Genomic DNA, 18,090 nt, shown 5'->3' with positions numbered 1-18,090 from the left:
GGGCGCTCCTTCCTGACATTTCCCTCGGTTGGCTTGGGCGGCATTTGAGCGTATCCAACGCGTCTACGCTAGGAGAACCGAAATGGCCGCCGAGGCCCAGGCACAGCCACGCGCCCCTCACGTCGACGAGACGATCGCCGAGCTCCGCAAGCTGTTCGGCGATCGGGTCAGCACCGCCCCTGCCGTACGCGAGCAGCACGGCAAGGACATCTCCTACCACGAGGCGCACCTGCCCGATGCCGTCGTGTTCGCGGAGTCGGCCGAGGAAGTGCAGCGGATCGTGCAGATCTGCGCCCGCCACAAGACACCCGTCATCCCCTACGGCACCGGCACCTCGCTGGAAGGCCATATCAGCGCACCCAACGGCGGGATCTCAGTCGATGTCAGCCGCATGAACAAGGTGCTGGCCGTGAACGAGGCCGATCTCGACGTGGTCGTGCAGCCCGGCGTCACGCGCAAGCAGCTCAACGAGTATATCCGCGACACCGGCCTCTTCTTCCCGATCGATCCCGGCGCCGACGCCTCGATCGGCGGCATGACCAGCACCCGCGCCTCGGGCACGAACGCGGTGCGCTATGGCACCATGCGCGAGAACGTGCTGGCGCTGCAGGTCGTCACGGCCGATGGGCGCCTGATGCGGCTCGGCCGCCGCTCGCGCAAGTCGAGTGCGGGCTACGATCTCGTGAAGCTCTTCATCGGCTCCGAAGGGACGCTCGGCATCATCACCGAGATCACGTTGCGGCTTTACGGCATTCCCGAATCGATGGCGGCGGCGACCTGCGCTTTCGAGTCGCTGGAGGGCGCGGTCAACACGGTCATCCAGACCATCCAGTCGGGCATCCCCGTGGCGCGCATCGAGCTGATGGATACCGAGACGGTCGCCACGGTGAACAGCTACTCCAAGCTCAGCCTGCCGCCCAAGAATCTGCTCCTGCTGGAGTTCCATGGCACCGAGGCCAGCACGAAGGAACAGGCCGAGATGGTGCAGGCGATCGCGGCCGAGAACGGCGGCGGCGATTTCGCCTGGACCGGTCAAGCGGAGGAGCGCAGCAGGATGTGGCAGGCGCGTCACGACGCCGCCTGGGCCGCCAAGGCGGCGCGGCTCGGCTGGGGCATGTGGGCGACCGATGTCTGCGTGCCGATCTCGAAGCTCGCCGAATGCATCCTCGAGACCCAGAAGGACATCCAGAAGACCGGCCTCTACGCGCCGATCGTCGGCCATGTCGGCGACGGCAATTTCCATCTCACGATGATGGTGAACCCGGACGATCCGACCTATCTGCCGCGCGCCGAGGCGCTGAACGACCGCATGGTGGCGCGCGCGCTCAAGCTCGGCGGCACTTGCACCGGCGAGCACGGCGTCGGCATGGGCAAGATCAAATTCTTGTACGAGGAGCACGGCGAGGCGATGTCGCTCATGCGCTCGATCAAGAAGGCGCTCGACCCCGACAACATCATGAATCCAGGCAAGATCATCGGGCCCTGAGCGAAGCGAAGGACCTTTCAGGTCGCCCGAAAGATCCCCCGCAAATGCCCGGGATGACGGCCAAGGGCCGTCATTTCGCCGCCTGCACCATGATCTCGACCTTGAGACCGGGCGCGGCGAGCTTGGCTTCGACGGTGGCGCGCGCAGGCGCGTTGCCGGGCGCCACCCAGGCATCCCATACCTCGTTCATCTGGCTCCAGGTCGAGATATCGGTTAGCCAGATATTGGCCGACAGGATCTTCGACTTGTCGGTGCCCGCCTCGGCCAGGAACTTGTCGATCTTGTCGAGGATCTGCCTGGTCTGGCCCTTCACGTCGAGCTTGCTGTCGTCGGCGGTGAGGCCGGCGAGATAGACCGTGTCGCCATGGACCACGGCGCTCGACATGCGCGGGCCGGCATTGATGCGCTTGACGCTCATTTCTCTCCTCCATTCAGTCCGAGCGGACGACGGACCTTAGCATCAAGAGCGCTCGCGAATGTCGGAGAATTTTATCCTCGGGCTCTTCTCGGCGATGTAGCCCAGCTCCCAGACGTTGCGCGCGAGGAAGACCGGCGCGCCGTCGCGATCCTCCGATATGCCGCCGCGGTTGGCGGCCATGAAGGCATCGAGGTCGGCCTTGCTGTCGGCCGCGATCCAGCGTGCCGTCTCGAAGGGCGCGGGCTCGAGGTCGATCTTCACCGAATATTCGGCCTCGACGCGGGTCTTGAGCACGTCGAGCTGCAGTTCACCCACCACGCCCACGATGTTGTCGCCGCCGATCACGCGCCGGAACACCTGCGTCACGCCCTCCTCGGCCAGATCGTCCAGGGCGCGCTTGAGCTGCTTGGACTTCATCGGATCCTCGAGCCGCACGCGACGCAGGATTTCCGGCGCGAAGTTCGGGATGCCGGTGATCCTGATCGCCTCGCCCTCGGTCAGCGTGTCGCCGACGCGCAGCACCCCGTGATTGGGCACGCCGATGATGTCTCCCGGCCAGGCCTCGTCGACGATCTCGCGTTCGCGCGCGAAGAACAGGATCGGCGAGTTGACCGACAGGGTCTTGCCCGTGCCGATCTGCGTGAGCTTCATGCCGCGGCGGAATCTGCCGCTGCAGAGCCGCAGGAACGCGATGCGGTCGCGATGGTTGGGATCCATGTTGGCCTGCACCTTGAACACGAAGCCCGAGACCTTGGGCTCGGTCGGCTCGATCGCGCGCGGCTCGGCGGGCTGTGGACGCGGCGGCGGCGCCCAGGCGGCCAGCGCATCCAGGAGTTCGCGCACGCCGAAATTGTTGTAGGCGCTGCCGAAGAAGACCGGAGACAGATGGCCCGCCCGGTAGGCCTCGAGATCGAAAGCGGGATAGCCGGCGCGTACCAGCTCGACCTCTTCGGCGAGCTGGGGATCGGGGATGGTGTAGTTCTCGATCACTTCGCCGATCCGGCTTCTGTCGACGGTGTCGAACACCAGCATGCGATTGCGGGCGAGGTCGTAGGTGCCCTTGAAGCTCTGGCCCGACCCTTGCGGCCAGCTCATCGGCGCGACATCGAGCGCCAGGGTCGAGGCGATCTCGTCCAGGAGCTCGATCGGGTCCTTGCTCTCGCGATCCATCTTGTTGATGAAGGTGACGATCGGCACATCGCGCAGACGGCAGATCTCGAACAGCTTGCGCGTGCGTGCCTCGATGCCCTTGGCGGCGTCGATCACCATCACGGCCGAATCGACCGCGGTCAGCGTGCGGTAGGTGTCCTCGCTGAAATCCTCGTGGCCCGGCGTGTCGAGAAGGTTGAATACCGCCCCGCCGTACTCGAAATGCATCACCGAGGTAGTGACCGAGATGCCGCGCTGCTGCTCGATCTTCATCCAGTCCGAGCGCGCCCGCCGCGCCTCGCCGCGCGCCTTCACCGCCCCCGCGACATGGATCGCGCCGCCGAACAGCAGCAGCTTTTCGGTCAGCGTGGTCTTGCCCGCGTCCGGGTGCGAGATGATGGCGAAGGTGCGCCGCAGCGCGGCGGGATGGCCGGCCAGGGCGGCGTCGGGCATGGCGTAAGCGGCGGAATCGGGCACTTTCTGGAACCTTGAGGGGGCGGCGTGGGGTAGCGGAGTGCGCCCGTCGCGTCAACGTCCGAAGCCTTGCGAATCTCGACGTGGTGTCATTCCGAGCGCAGCGAGGAATCTTTCGACCGCGTCGCCAAAGATCGCTCGCCGCGCTCGGGATGACACGGCTTCTGCAGCTCCGCGCTAACCTCCACCCAGCTCGCCTTTCAGCAGCTCGAGCTCCAGCCATTCGGTCTCGGCGGCATCGAGCTCGGCCTGGACGGCGGCGAGGCGTGCGGTCTTGGCCTGGAAGGCCACGGCATCGCGGCGATAAAGATCCGGGTCGGCGAGAGTGGCTTGCAGGGCCGAGAGCTCAGCCTGAAGCGCCGCGATTTTGCCGGGCAGCTCGGCCAGTGCACGCTCGCGCCTGTAGCCGAGCCGTCGTGCCGGCGCGGTCTCACGCACCGGCGCCGCCCTTTCCCTGCGCCGGGACGACGTCGCCACGGTCCCCGGCCGCGGTCCGCGCTGGACGAGATAGTCGCTGTAGCCGCCGGCATATTCCACTGCCGTGCCGTCCCCTTCCAGGGCGATCGTCGAGGTCACGAGCCGGTCGAGGAAGTCGCGATCGTGGCTCACCAGCAGAACCGTGCCGTCGTAGTCGCTCAACGCCTCTTGAAGAAGATCGAGCGTGTCGGCGTCGAGATCGTTTGTCGGCTCGTCCAGGACCAGCAAGTTCGACGGCGCCGCCAGCGCCTTGGCCAGCAGCAGACGGTTGCGCTCGCCGCCCGACAGCGTGCGCACTGGCTGTCGCGCCTGCTCGTCGCGGAACAGATATTCGCGCAGATAGGTCATGACGTGCCGCGGCTGGCCGCGCACCAGCACATGATCGTTGCGATCGGCGAGGATTTCCCATGGCGTCTTGTCCGGGTCGAGCGCAACGCGGCGCTGATCGATGACGACCGGCAGGAGGTTGGCGCCGAGCTTCACCGAGCCGGTGTCGGGCTCGATCTCGCCGATCAGCATCCGCAGCAGCGTCGTCTTGCCGGCCCCGTTGGGCCCGATCACGCCGATACGGTCGCGCCGGAAGATGCGGGTCGAGAAGCCCTCGATGATCAGCTTGTCGCCCCAGCGCTTGGAGATGTCGCGCGCCGTGATCGCGAGCGCGCCCGACGGCTCTGCCGGACCGGTCTCGATCACGGCGCGGCCGACGGGACCGATCTGCTGGCGGCGCTGCCTGCGCAATTCCGCGAGCGCACGCAGGCGGCCCTCGTTGCGCGTGCGACGAGCGCGGATGCTCTTGCCTGCCCATTCGGTCTCGCGCTCGATCAGCCGGTCGAGCTTGTGGCGCTCCGTCGCCTCGCGCTCCAGGATCCCGGTCGACCAGCTTTCGAACGCCGCGTAGCCCTTGTCGAGCCGTCGCACGATGCCCCGGTCGAGCCAAAGCACAGACCGTGCGAGAGTCGAGAGAAAGCGGCGGTCATGGCTCACCAGCACATAAGCGCCTTTCCAGCCGGCGAGCTTCTCCTCCAGCCATTCGATGGTCGGGAGATCGAGATGGTTGGTCGGCTCGTCGAGCAGCATGACGTCGGGCTCTGCAACGAGCGCCCGCGCAAGCGCCGCTCGCCGCGCTTCGCCGCCCGACAGGTTCGCCGGCGAGCGCGCGCCGTCGAGCCTCATCTCGGCCAGCAGCGCCTCGACACGATAGTCGGCCGGCCCGAGCGATCGCGGCAGGGCGGAAGCGACGTACTGCGCCACGCTGGGATAGCCCATGAAATCCGGTTCCTGCGGCAAGGTCGCGATGGTCATGCCGGGCTGAACGAAGCGCGTGCCGCCGTCGGCGATCGGCTCGCCCGCCAGGATACGCAACAGCGTCGATTTGCCCGCGCCGTTGCGGCCGACGAGCGACAGCCGCTCGCCGGGCGCGATGACGAGATCGACGCCATCGAGGATCGGTTGGCCGCCGAGGTGGTAGCGGATATCGGCCAGGGTCAGGAGAGGTGCAGGTGCCATGGTTTCAGGAGCGGGCTGTCATGGCCGAAGCCATCGGCATCGGCAAGCGGCCCGTTGCATTTCCGCGACGGCTTCGGCGGCTATCCGGGATAGGATCGCTGCATGGTGATGGGATTGACGACCGGCCTCTGGGTCATGGCGCAGGTGCGGCTGTGCGACCGCGCCTTCATTCCGGCGGCGGTGGTGCGACGCGGCGATCCCGACGCCGGAACGGTATTGCTGAAGCTCAACCGCTTCGAGGCCGGCGTCACGGTCTATACGCAGGCGAGCAGCATGGACGATCGGCCGGCCTGGAGCCGCGGCACAGGTCCCGTCCCGGTGAGCGAAGCGGAAGCGGACGCTTATATCGCCCGACAGGTCCAGCGCGATCCCGACGTCTGGGTGCTCGAGATCGAGGACCGCAAGGGCGAATACAAGCTCGACGGACGCGTCGTCTGATGCCGGCTACGGTGCGGGCAGGACGGTCGTCGGATCGATCGTCTTGTTGCCGCGGCGGACCTCGAAATGCAGGCGAGGATCGGGAGCGCTGCCGGTCGTCCCCACCTTGGCGATCGGCTGGCCCTTCTTGACCTTGTCGCCCTTTTTCACCAGGAGCGCGTCGTTGAAGCCGTAGGCCGTGATGTAACCGCCGCTGTGGCTCACCAGGAGCAGGTTGCCCATGCCGCGCACCTCGTTGCCGGCGTAGACGACAGTGCCGGAATCGGCGGCGCGTACAGTGGCATCCTTCGGCGCCTCGATATCGATGCCGTCGTTCCTCTGGCCGTCGTGCGAGCCGTAGCTCGAGACGATCTTGCCGTGGACCGGCCATTCGAAGCGCGCCGAGGAACTCGCCGGCGCGGGGTGCGAAACGGCCGGACTGAGCGGCGTGGGTTGGCCTGGCGGCGGCGTCTCGGCGGCCGGCCGCGGCGGCGGCGGCGGGGCGGCGGAAGACGAGGCGGCGGGCGGCGGCGCGGCCGAGTGCGGCGCCTCGCCTTGTGGCGGCGGCGCGAGCGTCTCGCGTTTCACGGCGGCCGGCGGATTGGGCGCCGCCGCAGCCGTTTCGGTCGCCGGCGACGACCCGCCCGATGGTTCGATCACGCGCGCGCCGGGGATCGCCAGGGTCTGGCCGGGCTGCAGCGTATAGGGCGGCTGGAGGTGGTTGCGGTCGATGATCGTCTGCGGGCTGACGGCGAAGCGGCGGGCAATGCCGTCGACCGTATCCTTGTGCTTCACGACGTAGCTGGGCGCGGCTTCCGTGCCGGCGCCGGAACCGGGATATTCGATGGTGCCTTCGCGTGCGCGATAGAAGACGTCGTCCATCGAGGAGCAGGCGCCGAGCGCAGCCGACAGCGCCGTCGCGAAGACGAGTGTGCGCCATGGGCCGGCCCATCGCGAGGGGAAGCGAGGGGCTCTTTTCATGACGCCACTCTACTGCATCGCGATTCCGGCGGGAATCGGGCTGATGCGGCTTTTTCCCCTGCCTCAGCCCTGGCCCAGAACAGGCAATGGGCCGCTGACGAGCGGCACAAAGCGCACCGGCATCAGCGTGTCGCGCTGCAGGCCGGTCTCGCTCTTGACGATGCGTTCCACCACTTGCGCGGTGGGATCGCGGCCGACCGGCACGATCAGGATGCCGCCGGTACCGAGCTGATCGATCAGCGCCTGCGGGCGCTCCTCGGCCGCGGCTGTCACGATGATGCGGTCGAACGGCGCCTGGCCCGGCCAGCCCTTGCTGCCGTCGCCCACATCGCACACCACATTGTAGATGCCGAGATCGATCAGCAGCCGCTCCGCTTCTTTCGACAGCGGCTTGAAGCGCTCGATCGAATAGACGCGCCGCGCGAGCTTCGCCAGCACGGCCGCCTGGTAGCCCGAGCCGGTGCCGACCTCGAGGATCTTCATGCGCGGCCCCACGCGCAGCGCCTCGGTCATCGCCGCCACGACCAACGGCTGGCTGATGGTCTGGCCGAAGGCGATCGGCAACGCCGTATTCTCCCAGGCGCGCTCGGCGAAGGGTGGCGAGACGAACCGCTCGCGATCGACGCTGCCGATCGCCGCCAGCACGTTCTCGTCCGTGATGCCCGACTGGCGCAGCTCGGCGACTAGGCGTTGCATGGCCGGAACGTTCATCGCGAGCCCCGGATCAGGCCTTCTCGAACTGGGCCGCCAGCTTGCGGCGGGTCGCCTCGTGCGTGAGGTCGAGGTGAAGCGGCGTCACGGAGATGTATCCCTCGCGCACCGCCGAGATGTCGCCCTGATCGTCGACCTCGTGCTCGCCGGGTGCGTAGGCGATCCAGTAGTAGGCGCCGCCGCGCGGGTCGGTGCGCTCGACGATGTAGCCGCCGAAGCCGCGCACCCCCTGCCGGGTGACGCGCGTGCCATTGACCGATGCCGCCACGACATCGGGAAAGTTCACGTTGACGAACACGTTGCGCGGCAAGTCCATCGCCAGGATCCGGCGGGCGACGTCGGCTCCATGATGCGTCGCCGTACCCCACTTCACCGGGTGAGGATGCGTGAAGGCCTGGCTGAAGGCAATGGAGGGAATGCCGAGCAGGCAGCCCTCCATGGCGCCGGCGATGGTGCCCGAATAGGTCACGTCGTCGGCGAGATTCGTTCCGCGATTGACGCCCGAGAGCACGACCGCGGGCTTGCGGTCCTTGAGGAGATGCTTGACCGCGAACAGGACGCAATCGGTCGGCGTGCCTTCGACGGCAAACTTGGTCTCGTTGACCTGCCGCGCACGGATCGGGTGCGTGATGGAAAGCGAATGGCCGGCACCGCTCTGGTTGTGCTCGGGCGCCACGATCCAGACGTCGCTCGACAGCTCGCTGGCGATCTCCTCCAGCGCATCCAGTCCCGGCGCGTGAATGCCGTCGTCGTTGGTGACGAGGATGCGCGCCTTGGCGAGCTCGGTCGGCGTCACTTTGCGGCGGGCGCAGGGACCGTCGCCAGGCCGCCCATGTAGGGACGCAAAGCCTCGGGAATCGTCACCGAACCATCCTCGTTCTGGTAGTTCTCCAGCACCGCGATCAGGGTGCGACCGACCGCGAGGCCCGACCCGTTCAGCGTATGCACGAAGCGCGTGCCCCCCCTGCTTCCTTTATGGCCCCCCCTGGGACGAAAGCGCGCGTTCATGCGTCGGGCCTGGTAGTCGCCGCAATTGGAGCAGCTCGAAATTTCACGGTAGGCGTTCTGGCCGGGCAGCCAGACCTCGATATCGTAGGTCTTCCGCGATGCCGGCCCCATGTCGCCGCCGCACAGCACGATCGTGCGGAACGGCAGGCCGAGCCGCTTCAGCACCTCCTCGGCGCGGCCGGTCATGCGTTCATGCTCGGCCACCGACTGCTCGGGCGTGGTGATGCTCACCAATTCGACCTTCGGGAACTGATGCTGGCGGATCATGCCACGCGTGTCCTTGCCGGCGGCGCCGGCCTCGGACCGGAAGCACGGCGTCCAGGCGGTGTAGCGCAGCGGAAGCTGCTTCTCCTCCAGCACCGTGTCGTTCACCAGGTTGGTGAGCGGCACCTCGGCGGTCGGGATCAGCCAGAAGCCGTTGTCGGTATGGAACATGTCCTCGGCGAAGCGCGGCAGTTGGCCGACGCCATAGGCGGCGCGGTCGCGCACCAGGAACGGCGGGTTGACCTCGACGTAGCCGCCCTCCTCGCTCGTATGCAGGTCGAGCATGAACTGCGCCAGCGCCCGTTCGAGGCGCGCGAGGTACCCCTTCAGGACGACGAAGCGCGCCCCCGACATCCTGGCGGCTGCGGCGAAATCCATCTCTCCGGTCGCCTCGCCCAGGGCGACATGGTCCTTCGGCGCAAAGCCGAGGTTGCGCTGATTGCCGACGCGGCGGATCTCGACATTGCCGGTCTCGTCGGTCCCGTCGGGCACATCGTCGAACGGCAGGTTCGGCAGCACCTCGAGGCGCCGCGTCAACTCGGCATCGAGCGCGGCCGCTTCCGCCTCGCCCTTCTCGAGGGACGCTTCGAGGGCCGCGACCTCGGCCATCAGCGCATCGGTCGGCTCGCCCTTGCCCTTGGCGGCGCCGATCTGGCGGCTGAGCGCCTTGCGCCTGGCCTGCGCCGCCTCGCTCTCCGAGATGGCCGCACGGCGGCGGCGGTCGATCTCCAGCAACTCGGCAGCCAGCGGCGCCAGGTTCCTCTTCCTGAGGCCGGCGTCGAAAGCGGCGGGATTCTCGCGGATGGAGCGGATGTCGTGCATGGCCTCAGCTGTCCGCGGTCGCTTCCTGCTCGGCTTTCTTGTCCTCCTCCTCGCGCTTCTTCTCGATCCAGCCCCCGAGCAGGATGCTGATCTCGTAGAAGGCCAGCAGGGGTGCCGCCAGGGCGAGCTGGCTCACGACGTCGGGCGGTGCGAGCACGGCAGCGACGATGAAGCAAAGGACGATCGCGTAGCGCCGCTTGGACTTCAGCGTCGCGCTGCTCAGGATGCCGACCCGCATCAGCAATGTCAGCAGCACCGGCATCTCGAAGGCGAAGCCGAAGGCGAAGACGAGCTGCAGGATGCGCTGGAGATAGTCGGACGAGCGCAGCGTCTTTTCGATGTCCGGCGGCGCGTACTGCGTCAGCATGAAGTTGATCACGTACGGCAGCACGACGTAGTACATGATCGCGCAGCCGGCGTAGAACATGAACGGCGTGGCGATCAGGAACGGCAGGAAGGCGCGCTTCTCGTGCCGATAGAGACCGGGCGCGACGAACAGCCAGATCTGCGTGGCGATCAGGGGAAAGCCCACGATCAGCGCCACGAATCCCGAAAGCTTCACCGTGACGAAGAAGAACTCGAAGATGTCGAGCACGATCAGGCGGTAGCCCTCGTGCTTGGCCGGCTCGATCAGGAACGAGAAGATCGGCTTGGCGAAGTAGAACGTGACGAAGAACACGACGAAGAAGCTGATCAACGCATAGATCAGCCGTTTGCGCAGCTCGATCAGATGATCGAGCAGCGGCATGGGTTTGTCGTCTTCGGGTCCGTCGTGCGCCTGGGTCAAGTTCGAGCAGTCAAGATAGGAGGCGCGTTATGCCGCCCTTTGGCTCGCAGTTCAAAGGGCGATTTGGCCTATTCGGCCGCCGCCTTGGCGGGCCTGTGCTCGACGGGCGACTGCTCGATAGGCGTCGGCTCGGACGCCGCAGGCGCGGGTTCGACAGCAGGCGCCGCCTCCGCGGACGCCGCCACGGGCGTTGTCTCGGGCTCTGCAGCGATCTGCGGCGCCGACTCTGGCTCGGCCAGCGGATTGTCCAGCGCCGCCTTGGCGTCGGTCATCGCCTTCTCGCCCTCGGCCACACCGTCCTGGATGGCGTCGCGGATCTGTCGGCTGGGATCGAGCGACTTCAGGTCGAGACCGTCCTGGACCGATTCAAGTTGCTTCTTGACCTCGTCGAGTTCCGACTGGCGCACCATCTCATCGACATGGCCGCGGAACTCCGCCGCCATGCCGCGCATCTGGGCCATCCACCGCCCCCAAGTGCGCAACAGACCCGGCAACTCCTTCGGGCCGATCACGACCAGCGCTACGATCGCGATGACCAGCAGCTCGGGACTGTCGATACCGAACATCGAGAATTGCCGCGATCAGGCTCGCCCGATCACACCTTGGCGGCCGTATCCTGATGGACCTGACCGGGCGGCGAAGTCGTGGCCTGGGCCGAGATCGGCTTGGCGGCGTCGCCCGGCTGGCCGGACGCGGTCTGGGCCTCGTCCTGCGCCCCGACGCCCTTCTTGAAGGCCTGGAGGCCTTTGCCGAAGTCGCCCATGAGCTGCGAGACCTTACCGCGACCGCCGAACAACAGCAGCACAACGGCCAGCACGATCAACCAGTGCCAGATGCTGAAGCTACCCATGTAAAAAGCTCCCAGAATTGTTTGCGATCGCTCGGGAGGGATTATCGCACCCGCGCGGAAGGCCCGGCAACAAGTCTAATGAGGCCGTATTGCGGCCCAAGGTCTCTGGCGATCGCTCTCGGCGACCTCTCAGCTTCCCTGCTGTTCCGCTGCCAGCGGTTCGTCGGCCTCGTCCTCGGTCGGCTCCAGCGGCAGGTCGGGCTCTTCTGGTCTGAATATGGGGGGCTGGGCGCGCGGGTCCAAGAGGCCGGCGGCCTTCATTTCCTCATGACCCGGCAGATCGTCGAGGCTCGCCAGCCCGAAATGCTCCAGGAAAAAATCCGTGGTGCCCCACGTCACCGGCTTGCCCGGCGCGCGCCGACGGCCCATCGGCCTGATCCAGTTCTGCTCGAACAGGAGATCGAGCGTGCCTTTGCTGAGTCCCACGCCGCGCACCTGCTCGATCTCGGTCCGGGTGACGGGCTGATGGTAGGCGATGATCGCCAGGGTCTCGATCGAGGCCCGCGACAGTTTGCGCGTCACGGGCCTTTCGATCCTGAGCTTTTCGGAGAGATCAGGGGCGGTGCGAAAAGCATAGCCGCCCGCCACCTTCACCAAATTTACGCCGCGCGAGGCATAGAGCCCGGCGAGGTCGCCCAGAAGGCGCGGCAGGTCGGCGTCGTCCGGCAAGCGTTCGGCCAGCTCCTTATCGTCCAGCGCCTGCGTTCCGGCGAAGATCAGGGCCTCCAGCAGGCGCAGATGCTGCGCGTGGTCGGGCGAGACCACGTCGGTGACGTTCGGATCGGCGCTGTCGGTGGTGTCGGTCGCGCTCGGGATTTCACTCTCAGACATTGCCGTCACCGCGGTCGCTACGTTTGCGCAGTTGAATGGGACCGAACCGCTCGGTCTGGCGAAGCTCGATCTGGCCGTCCTTGGCGAGTTGCAGGCCGGCCACGAAGGTCGAGGCGATGGCCGAACGTCGGCGCGTCGGATCGGTAAGGCCGGCCGGCAGGAATGCCTCGAGCGTCTGCCAGTCGATGGCGATGCCCAGCATCCGGGCCAGACGCTCCGCCGCTTCCTCCACCGAGAAGAACTGCATCGGCTCGATCTGGTAGGTATCGGCGTCCTTCGGCCGCACCTGGCTGCCATAGGCCGACAGCAGATCGTACAGCTTCACGTCCCATACCGCGCGACGAACGACCACCACGCCCTCGGGCTGGCCGCGCGGGAAGACGTCCTTGCCGAGCTGAGGCCGCGCCATCAGGCGCACGCCCGCTTCCTGCATCGCCTCCAGGCGCCGCAACTGCCATTGCAGCGCGTCGGCCATCTCCTGCCCCGACGGCTCCTCGTCGGCAGGTGGCTCGGGCAGCAGCAGGCGCGACTTGAGATAGGCAAGCCACGCCGCCATCACGAGATAGTCGGCGGCAAGTTCCAGCCGCAACCGGCGGGCCTGTGCGACATGCGTCAGGTACTGATCGACCAGCGCCACCATGGAGATGCGCCGCAGGTCGACCTTCTGATCGCGCGCCAGCGTCAGCAGCAGGTCGAGGGGGCCTTCGAAACCCTCGAGATTGACGATCAGCTCGCCCTCGCCCGGCGCGATGACGTCGGGCCCCTCGGCGGCAAAGCCGTCGGCGGCGGGAGGACTGACGGGATCGTTCATGCAGCCCCGGTTTATCCAGCCGCCGCAGCGGCCGCCACTGGATTTGGCAGGCCTTATCCCCATCCGGGGAGCAGCGAAGACAGCCTTTTTCCGGCATCGGCAAGCCCCGCCCCGCCCAGCGGTGCGCGATGGCGGGCAAGGTAGCGACGGCCTTCCTCGAAGCGCCGCATCGTGGCGGCGGTCATCGGCCCGGCCCTGTCGGCAATCTCGCGCATCTCGTCCATCCGGCCATTGCAGTGAAGCGCGATATCGCAACCGGCCAGGAGGGCGCGCGCCGCCCGGTCGCCGAGGGAGCCGCCCAGCGCCTGCATCGACAGATCGTCCGACAGCAGAAGACCATCGAAGCCGATGTGACGGCGCACGACATTCTGCACGCCCCGCGCCGAAACCGTCAGTGCCGCTTCCGCATCGACCGCCGTGTAAAGCACATGGGCCGTCATTGCCCAAGGCAGGTCGGACAGGAGCGAAAACGGCAGGAAGTCCAGGCGTTCAAGGACGTCGAGGGGTGCGTCCACGGTGGGCAAGGCATGATGCGAGTCGACCATTGCCCGGCCGTGCCCCGGAATGTGCTTGATGATGGGCATCACGCCTTCGGCCAACAGCCCCTCGGCGGCCGCGCGGCCCAGCGCGGCGACCGTGCCGGGATCGGAGCCGTAGGCGCGGTCGCCGATCACCGCATGGGTCTCGGGAACGGCGATGTCGAGCACCGGCAGGCAGTCGACGTCGCAGCCGATCGATGCGACATCAGCGGCAAGCAACCGGGAATTCAGCCTGGTCGCCTCGAGCCCGCGCTCGGGATCGCGCTCGTAGAGCTCGCCCAGGAGACGCGCCGGCGGGGCCGCGCGCCAATGAGGCGGCTTGAGACGCGCGACCCGCCCACCTTCCTGATCGATCAGGACCGGCGCCTCGGCGCGGCCGACCGAGGTGCGCAGCTCGTCGACCAGCCGGCGCGCCTGCTGCGGAGTGTCGACATTGCGCGCGAACAGGATGAAGCCCAGCGGATCGGCGTCGCGAAAGAAGACGCGCTCCTCTGACGTGAGGTCCAGACCGCTGCAGCCGAAGATGGCGGCCCGGGGACTCATGGCGACTCATGCCGACTGGCGCGCGGCAAGCGCGCGGCCCGGAAGAGCCTCACCGCGGCGGCGGGATGACGACGCAGTCGGCCCGGCGGCTGCGCAGCGTGCCGCAGATGTTGTGCGCCTGCTTCTCGTCGAGCGGGCCGGCCTGCACCCGGTACCATACGCCCTTGTCGCCAAGGTCGACGCGCGTGGGCTGCATCCGCAGATTGGCCAGCACATCGCCATAGGCGGCCTGCAGCCGGGCCCAGGTCGACTTGGCGATATCCTCGGTCTTCACCGACGCGATCTGGATGCGCCAGCCGCCGCCCGGCCCCGACAAGTTCTCGATCAGGCTGGCGATCGTGGGACCAGTCTCCGTCGGGGTGGTCGAGGGCGCCTGGGTGACGGTCGGCTGATTGGCCGGCAATGGCGGCGGCGTGGCGGCGGAAGGCGGCGTCGAGCCGCCCGCGGAGGCCGACGTCGAGCCCGCTGTAGCCGTTCCGGCAGCAGTCTGGTTGGGCGCCGCTCCGTTGGCATCGCCGTCGACGGGCTTGGTCGACAGCGGCACCGGCTGGCCGTTCGCCGGAAGATGAGGCACGGTCGGCGCGGGCAACAGCTTTTCGGGCTGGAGCGGCACCGCGCCGGGCGCAATGCGGTTGTAGACTTCCTTGTCCTGATCCGGCGGGACATAGCCGCCGGCGTTCTCCGGTTTGGTCCGGGCCGGCGTATCCGGAGGCTGGATCACCAGCGGCTCGAGGCCCTTGCCGCCGGCACGCACGTCCTGATTGTGCGCCCACCAGACCACCGAGCCGAAGCTCGCGATGGCGGCAGTCGAGACCATCAGGGTCAGGATCTGGTTGCGCCGACGGTTGACGCGCGCAAGAAGCGAGTCCCGCGGCGGTGGCGGAATCGATTCGGGTTCATAGGCGACGGGGCGGGCTGGCGGGTCCAACCGTACCGCAACCGACTCGTTCGGTCGGTAGATTCGTGGTCCGTCGCCGGAGGGGGGCCGGCGGATGTGCATTGCTCTTATCTCATTTCCTCGACGGGTGTGACGCCGAAGACCTTTAGACCCGATCCTATCACAAATCCCACAGCCTGTACCAAGGCGAGACGGGCCCGCGTCAGCTCGGTATCGCCCTCGACAACGAAGCGCAGCGAAGGCTCGTCACGGCCGCGATTCCAATGGGCATGGAACGCGGCCGCGAGGTCGTACAGGTAGAACGCGATGCGGTGGGGCTCGTGGGCCGCGGCGGCCGCCTCGACCTGGCGCGGCCATTGCGCGATCAGCCGAACGAGGCCGAGCTCGCCTTCGTCGACCAGGCGGTCGAGCGGCACTTTTTCCAATCCCCCCGTCGCGATGCCGGCCGCGCCCGCTTGCCGCATGACCGATCGGGTGCGGGCATGGCCGTACTGCACGTACCAGACGGGATTCTCCCGAGACTGTTCGGTGGCCCTGACCAGATCGAAGTCGAACGGGGCGTCGTTCTTGCGGGTCAGCATGGTGAACCGCACTACATCTGGACCGACCTCGTCCAACAGGTCACGCAGGGTGACAAATGTGCCGGCCCGCTTGGACATGCGGACCAGCTCGCCGTTTCGCATGACCCGCACGAGCTGGCAGAGCTTCACGTCGAGCCTGCCCTGCCCGCCGGTGATGGCGCTGACGGCCGCCTTCATGCGCTTTACATAACCACCGTGATCGGCGCCCCAAACGTCGATCATGTCGGCGAAGCCGCGGCGGAACTTGTCGTGATGATAGGCGATGTCGTTGGCGAAGTAGGTCCAGCCGCCGTCCGATTTCTTGAGCGGCCGGTCGACCTCGTCGCCGAACTTCGTCGCCCGGAAGAGGGTCTGCTCGCGGTCCTCCCAGTCGTCCGGCTTCTGGCCCTTGGGCGGCTCGAGTCGGCCCTGGTAGATCAGCCCCTGCCGCGTCAGTTCGTCGAAGGCGCGATCGACAGCGCCACTTTGCACCAGCGCGCGCTCGGATGAATAGACGTCGATCCGCACCCCGAGCGCCGCGAGATCGTTCCTGATGTCGGTCATCAGGGTATCGATCGCGAAGCCGCGCATCTTCGGCAGCCAGTCGGTTTCGGGCTTGTCGATCCAGCGGGCGCCGTCGCGGCCGGCGATCGCCGCCCCGACCTCCTTCAGATATTCGCCAGGATAGAGCCCCTCCGGAATGGCGCCGATCTCCTCTCCCAGCGCTTCCTTGTAACGAAGGTATGTGGAGCGACCGAGAATATCGACCTGCGCGCCGGCATCGTTGATGTAGTACTCCTTGGTGACGTCGTAGCCCGCCTTCAAGAGCAGGTTGGCGAGGGCGTCGCCCACCACGGCGCCGCGCGCGTGCGCCACATGCAGCGGACCGGTGGGGTTGGCGGACACATACTCGACATTGACCCGCTGACCGGCGCCCATCCTCGAATCGCCGTAGGCGACGCCAGCCTCGAGGCAATCGCGCAACCGCTCGCGCCAGAACGAATCGCGCAGCCGCAGATTGATGAAGCCCGGTCCCGCGACCGTCCCTTCGACCACGTCGGGATTGGCCTTCAACCGGGGCAGCAGCGCGTCGGCAATGTCACGCGGTTTCTTGCGGGCTGCCTTGGCCAGCACCATGGCGGCGTTGGTGGCGATATCGCCATGCGCCGGATCGCGCGGCGGCTCGGCCGTGATGGCGGAGAAATCGAGAGCCTGCGGCAGCTCTCCGGCGGCCTGCATGGCCCGCAGCGCGGCCTCGATCTCGCCGACGAATTGACGATAGGGATTCATGGGGCGCGGTATTGCTCAATCGGCGCCGTTTGTCATCCGACGGTTGGCCGAGCGGCCTACTGATAGAGATCGAACAGCCGCTTGTGCTCGTCGAGGGCGTAGCGGTCGGTCATGCCGGCGATGTAGTCGGCAACGACCCGGGCGCGGCCGGCACGCTCGGCCGCCTCGGCGCGTTCGCGCCATGGCGGCGGCAGGCAATTGGGCTCGGCGAAGAGAAGCCCGAACAGGTCCATGACCACGCGGCGCGCCTTGGAATGCGAGCGGTTCAGATGCCAATGCTCGTACATGCGCTTGTAGAGAAATGCCTTGATGATGCGGTCGTTGGCGGCCATCGACTCGGAGAAGGCGACGACCGGCCGGCCGAGCGCACGGATGTCCGCCACGGAACCGGGACCCGCCTCGGCCAGCCGTCGCCGCGTCTCGGCCAGCACATCCTCGACCATGGCGTTGATCATGCGCCGTATCGCTTCGTGGATCAGTCGCGAGGGGGCGAGGCCGGGATAGGTCTTCTCCACCAAAGTGAACATATCGCCCACCAGCGGCAGATCTCTGAGATCGGCGATCTCGAACAGGCCGGCGCGCAGGCCGTCGTCGATGTCGTGGTTGTTGTAGGCGATGTCGTCGGAGAGGGCCGCGATCTGGGCCTCGGGTCCGGCATGACCACCCAGCTCGAGGTCGTGGTCGCGGCAGTACTCGACGATGGCGGCCGGCAGATCCTCGAGCGTACGACCGTCCTTCAGCAGCGGCCCGTTGTGCTTCACCGCGCCTTCCAGCGTCTCCCAGGTGAGGTTGAGACCGTTGAACTCGGCGTACCGCTCCTCGAGCTTGGTCAGGATGCGCAGCGTCTGGGCATTGTGGTCGAAGCCGCCGAACGGCTTCATCGCCGCGTGCAGCGCCTCCTCGCCGGCATGGCCGAATGGCGTATGGCCGAGATCGTGGGCCAGCGCGACCGCCTCGCCGAGATCCTCGTCGAAACGCAACGTGCGGCAGATGGTGCGCGCGATCTGCGCCACCTCGAGCGAATGGGTGAGGCGCGTGCGATAATGATCGCCCTCGTGATAGACGAACACCTGGGTCTTGTGCTTCAACCGCCGGAAGGCCGTGGAATGGATGATCCGATCACGGTCGCGCTGGAACGGGCTGCGCGTCGGCGTCTCGGGCTCGGGATGCAGACGGCCACGGCTCGCCCACGGCAAGGTCGCATAGGGCGCGCGCGCCTGATACCGCCATCGCTCGTCAGCCCGACCTTCGCTCAAGATTCCTCCGTC

18 protein-coding genes are annotated in these 18,090 nt (G+C 67.2%); 2 read left to right on the top strand and 16 right to left on the bottom strand.

What is annotated here, in order from left to right:
- The first annotated feature begins 82 nt into the window (after positions 1–82).
- Positions 83–1,486, top strand: coding sequence for an FAD-linked oxidase C-terminal domain-containing protein (locus OJF58_RS15915; protein ID WP_300778684.1), 1,404 nt, complete (start codon positions 83–85; stop codon positions 1,484–1,486).
- A 70-nt stretch (positions 1,487–1,556) separates the two neighbouring features.
- Here OJF58_RS15915 and OJF58_RS15910 read toward each other — a convergent pair whose 3' ends face one another.
- The 3 genes from OJF58_RS15910 to OJF58_RS15900 form a co-directional block, all read right to left on the bottom strand.
- Entirely contained in the window at positions 1,557–1,904 is a 348-nt protein-coding gene (locus OJF58_RS15910; RefSeq protein ID WP_300778683.1) for a RidA family protein, read from the bottom strand.
- A 42-nt stretch (positions 1,905–1,946) separates the two neighbouring features.
- Entirely contained in the window at positions 1,947–3,506 is a 1,560-nt protein-coding gene (locus OJF58_RS15905) for a peptide chain release factor 3 (RefSeq protein WP_300785288.1), read from the bottom strand.
- 198 nt (positions 3,507–3,704) lie between these two features.
- On the bottom strand, positions 3,705–5,510 hold the full coding sequence (locus OJF58_RS15900; protein ID WP_300778682.1) for an ATP-binding cassette domain-containing protein: 1,806 nt from the start codon (positions 5,508–5,510) through the stop codon (positions 3,705–3,707).
- Positions 5,511–5,612: 102 nt separating this feature from the next.
- Between OJF58_RS15900 and OJF58_RS15895 the strand changes: the two genes are divergently transcribed.
- On the top strand, positions 5,613–5,948 hold the full coding sequence (locus OJF58_RS15895; RefSeq protein ID WP_300778681.1) for a DUF1491 family protein: 336 nt from the start codon (positions 5,613–5,615) through the stop codon (positions 5,946–5,948).
- 6 nt (positions 5,949–5,954) lie between these two features.
- Here OJF58_RS15895 and OJF58_RS15890 read toward each other — a convergent pair whose 3' ends face one another.
- From OJF58_RS15890 to OJF58_RS15830, 13 genes are all read right to left on the bottom strand, one after another.
- On the bottom strand, positions 5,955–6,908 hold the full coding sequence (locus tag OJF58_RS15890; RefSeq protein WP_300778680.1) for a M23 family metallopeptidase: 954 nt from the start codon (positions 6,906–6,908) through the stop codon (positions 5,955–5,957).
- A gap of 63 nt (positions 6,909–6,971) precedes the next feature.
- On the bottom strand, positions 6,972–7,604 hold the full coding sequence (locus tag OJF58_RS15885) for a protein-L-isoaspartate(D-aspartate) O-methyltransferase (protein ID WP_300778678.1): 633 nt from the start codon (positions 7,602–7,604) through the stop codon (positions 6,972–6,974).
- A 28-nt stretch (positions 7,605–7,632) separates the two neighbouring features.
- Positions 7,633–8,415 carry a 5'/3'-nucleotidase SurE gene (gene surE, locus OJF58_RS15880; RefSeq protein WP_300778677.1) on the bottom strand — a complete coding sequence of 261 codons (783 nt, stop codon included), beginning with the start codon at positions 8,413–8,415 and terminating at the stop codon, positions 7,633–7,635.
- Entirely contained in the window at positions 8,412–9,713 is a 1,302-nt protein-coding gene (gene serS, locus OJF58_RS15875; RefSeq protein ID WP_300778676.1) for a serine--tRNA ligase, read from the bottom strand. The genes surE and serS overlap by 4 nt, the downstream gene beginning before the upstream one ends.
- A gap of 4 nt (positions 9,714–9,717) precedes the next feature.
- Positions 9,718–10,461, bottom strand: coding sequence for a twin-arginine translocase subunit TatC (tatC, locus tag OJF58_RS15870; protein ID WP_300778675.1), 744 nt, complete (start codon positions 10,459–10,461; stop codon positions 9,718–9,720).
- A 107-nt stretch (positions 10,462–10,568) separates the two neighbouring features.
- Positions 10,569–11,066, bottom strand: coding sequence for a Sec-independent protein translocase protein TatB (gene tatB, locus OJF58_RS15865; RefSeq protein WP_300778674.1), 498 nt, complete (start codon positions 11,064–11,066; stop codon positions 10,569–10,571).
- 29 nt (positions 11,067–11,095) lie between these two features.
- The gene (locus tag OJF58_RS15860) at positions 11,096–11,350 is read right to left on the bottom strand and encodes a twin-arginine translocase TatA/TatE family subunit (protein ID WP_300778673.1); all 255 of its coding nucleotides are present in this window, start codon (positions 11,348–11,350) and stop codon (positions 11,096–11,098) included.
- Positions 11,351–11,479: 129 nt separating this feature from the next.
- Positions 11,480–12,115 (bottom strand): SMC-Scp complex subunit ScpB, encoded by a 636-nt coding sequence (gene scpB, locus OJF58_RS15855; RefSeq protein WP_300778672.1) that lies wholly within the window; start codon positions 12,113–12,115, stop codon positions 11,480–11,482.
- A 58-nt stretch (positions 12,116–12,173) separates the two neighbouring features.
- Positions 12,174–12,992 carry a ScpA family protein gene (locus OJF58_RS15850; RefSeq protein ID WP_300778671.1) on the bottom strand — a complete coding sequence of 273 codons (819 nt, stop codon included), beginning with the start codon at positions 12,990–12,992 and terminating at the stop codon, positions 12,174–12,176.
- 53 nt (positions 12,993–13,045) lie between these two features.
- The gene (gene nagZ, locus OJF58_RS15845) at positions 13,046–14,074 is read right to left on the bottom strand and encodes a beta-N-acetylhexosaminidase (RefSeq protein ID WP_300778670.1); all 1,029 of its coding nucleotides are present in this window, start codon (positions 14,072–14,074) and stop codon (positions 13,046–13,048) included.
- A 49-nt stretch (positions 14,075–14,123) separates the two neighbouring features.
- Positions 14,124–15,002, bottom strand: coding sequence for an SPOR domain-containing protein (locus OJF58_RS15840; RefSeq protein WP_300778669.1), 879 nt, complete (start codon positions 15,000–15,002; stop codon positions 14,124–14,126).
- A gap of 77 nt (positions 15,003–15,079) precedes the next feature.
- On the bottom strand, positions 15,080–16,822 hold the full coding sequence (gene argS, locus OJF58_RS15835; protein ID WP_300778667.1) for an arginine--tRNA ligase: 1,743 nt from the start codon (positions 16,820–16,822) through the stop codon (positions 15,080–15,082).
- A gap of 56 nt (positions 16,823–16,878) precedes the next feature.
- Complete coding sequence (locus OJF58_RS15830) at positions 16,879–18,078, bottom strand: deoxyguanosinetriphosphate triphosphohydrolase (RefSeq protein ID WP_300778665.1); 1,200 nt, start codon at positions 18,076–18,078, stop codon at positions 16,879–16,881.
- Positions 18,079–18,090 lie beyond the last annotated feature (12 nt).

It is taken from the genome of Enhydrobacter sp. (assembly GCF_030246845.1).
Classification (GTDB): domain Bacteria; phylum Pseudomonadota; class Alphaproteobacteria; order Reyranellales; family Reyranellaceae; genus Reyranella.
Note: the sequence above shows the minus strand (reverse complement) of the source record. Positions and strands in the feature narration are given on the sequence as shown.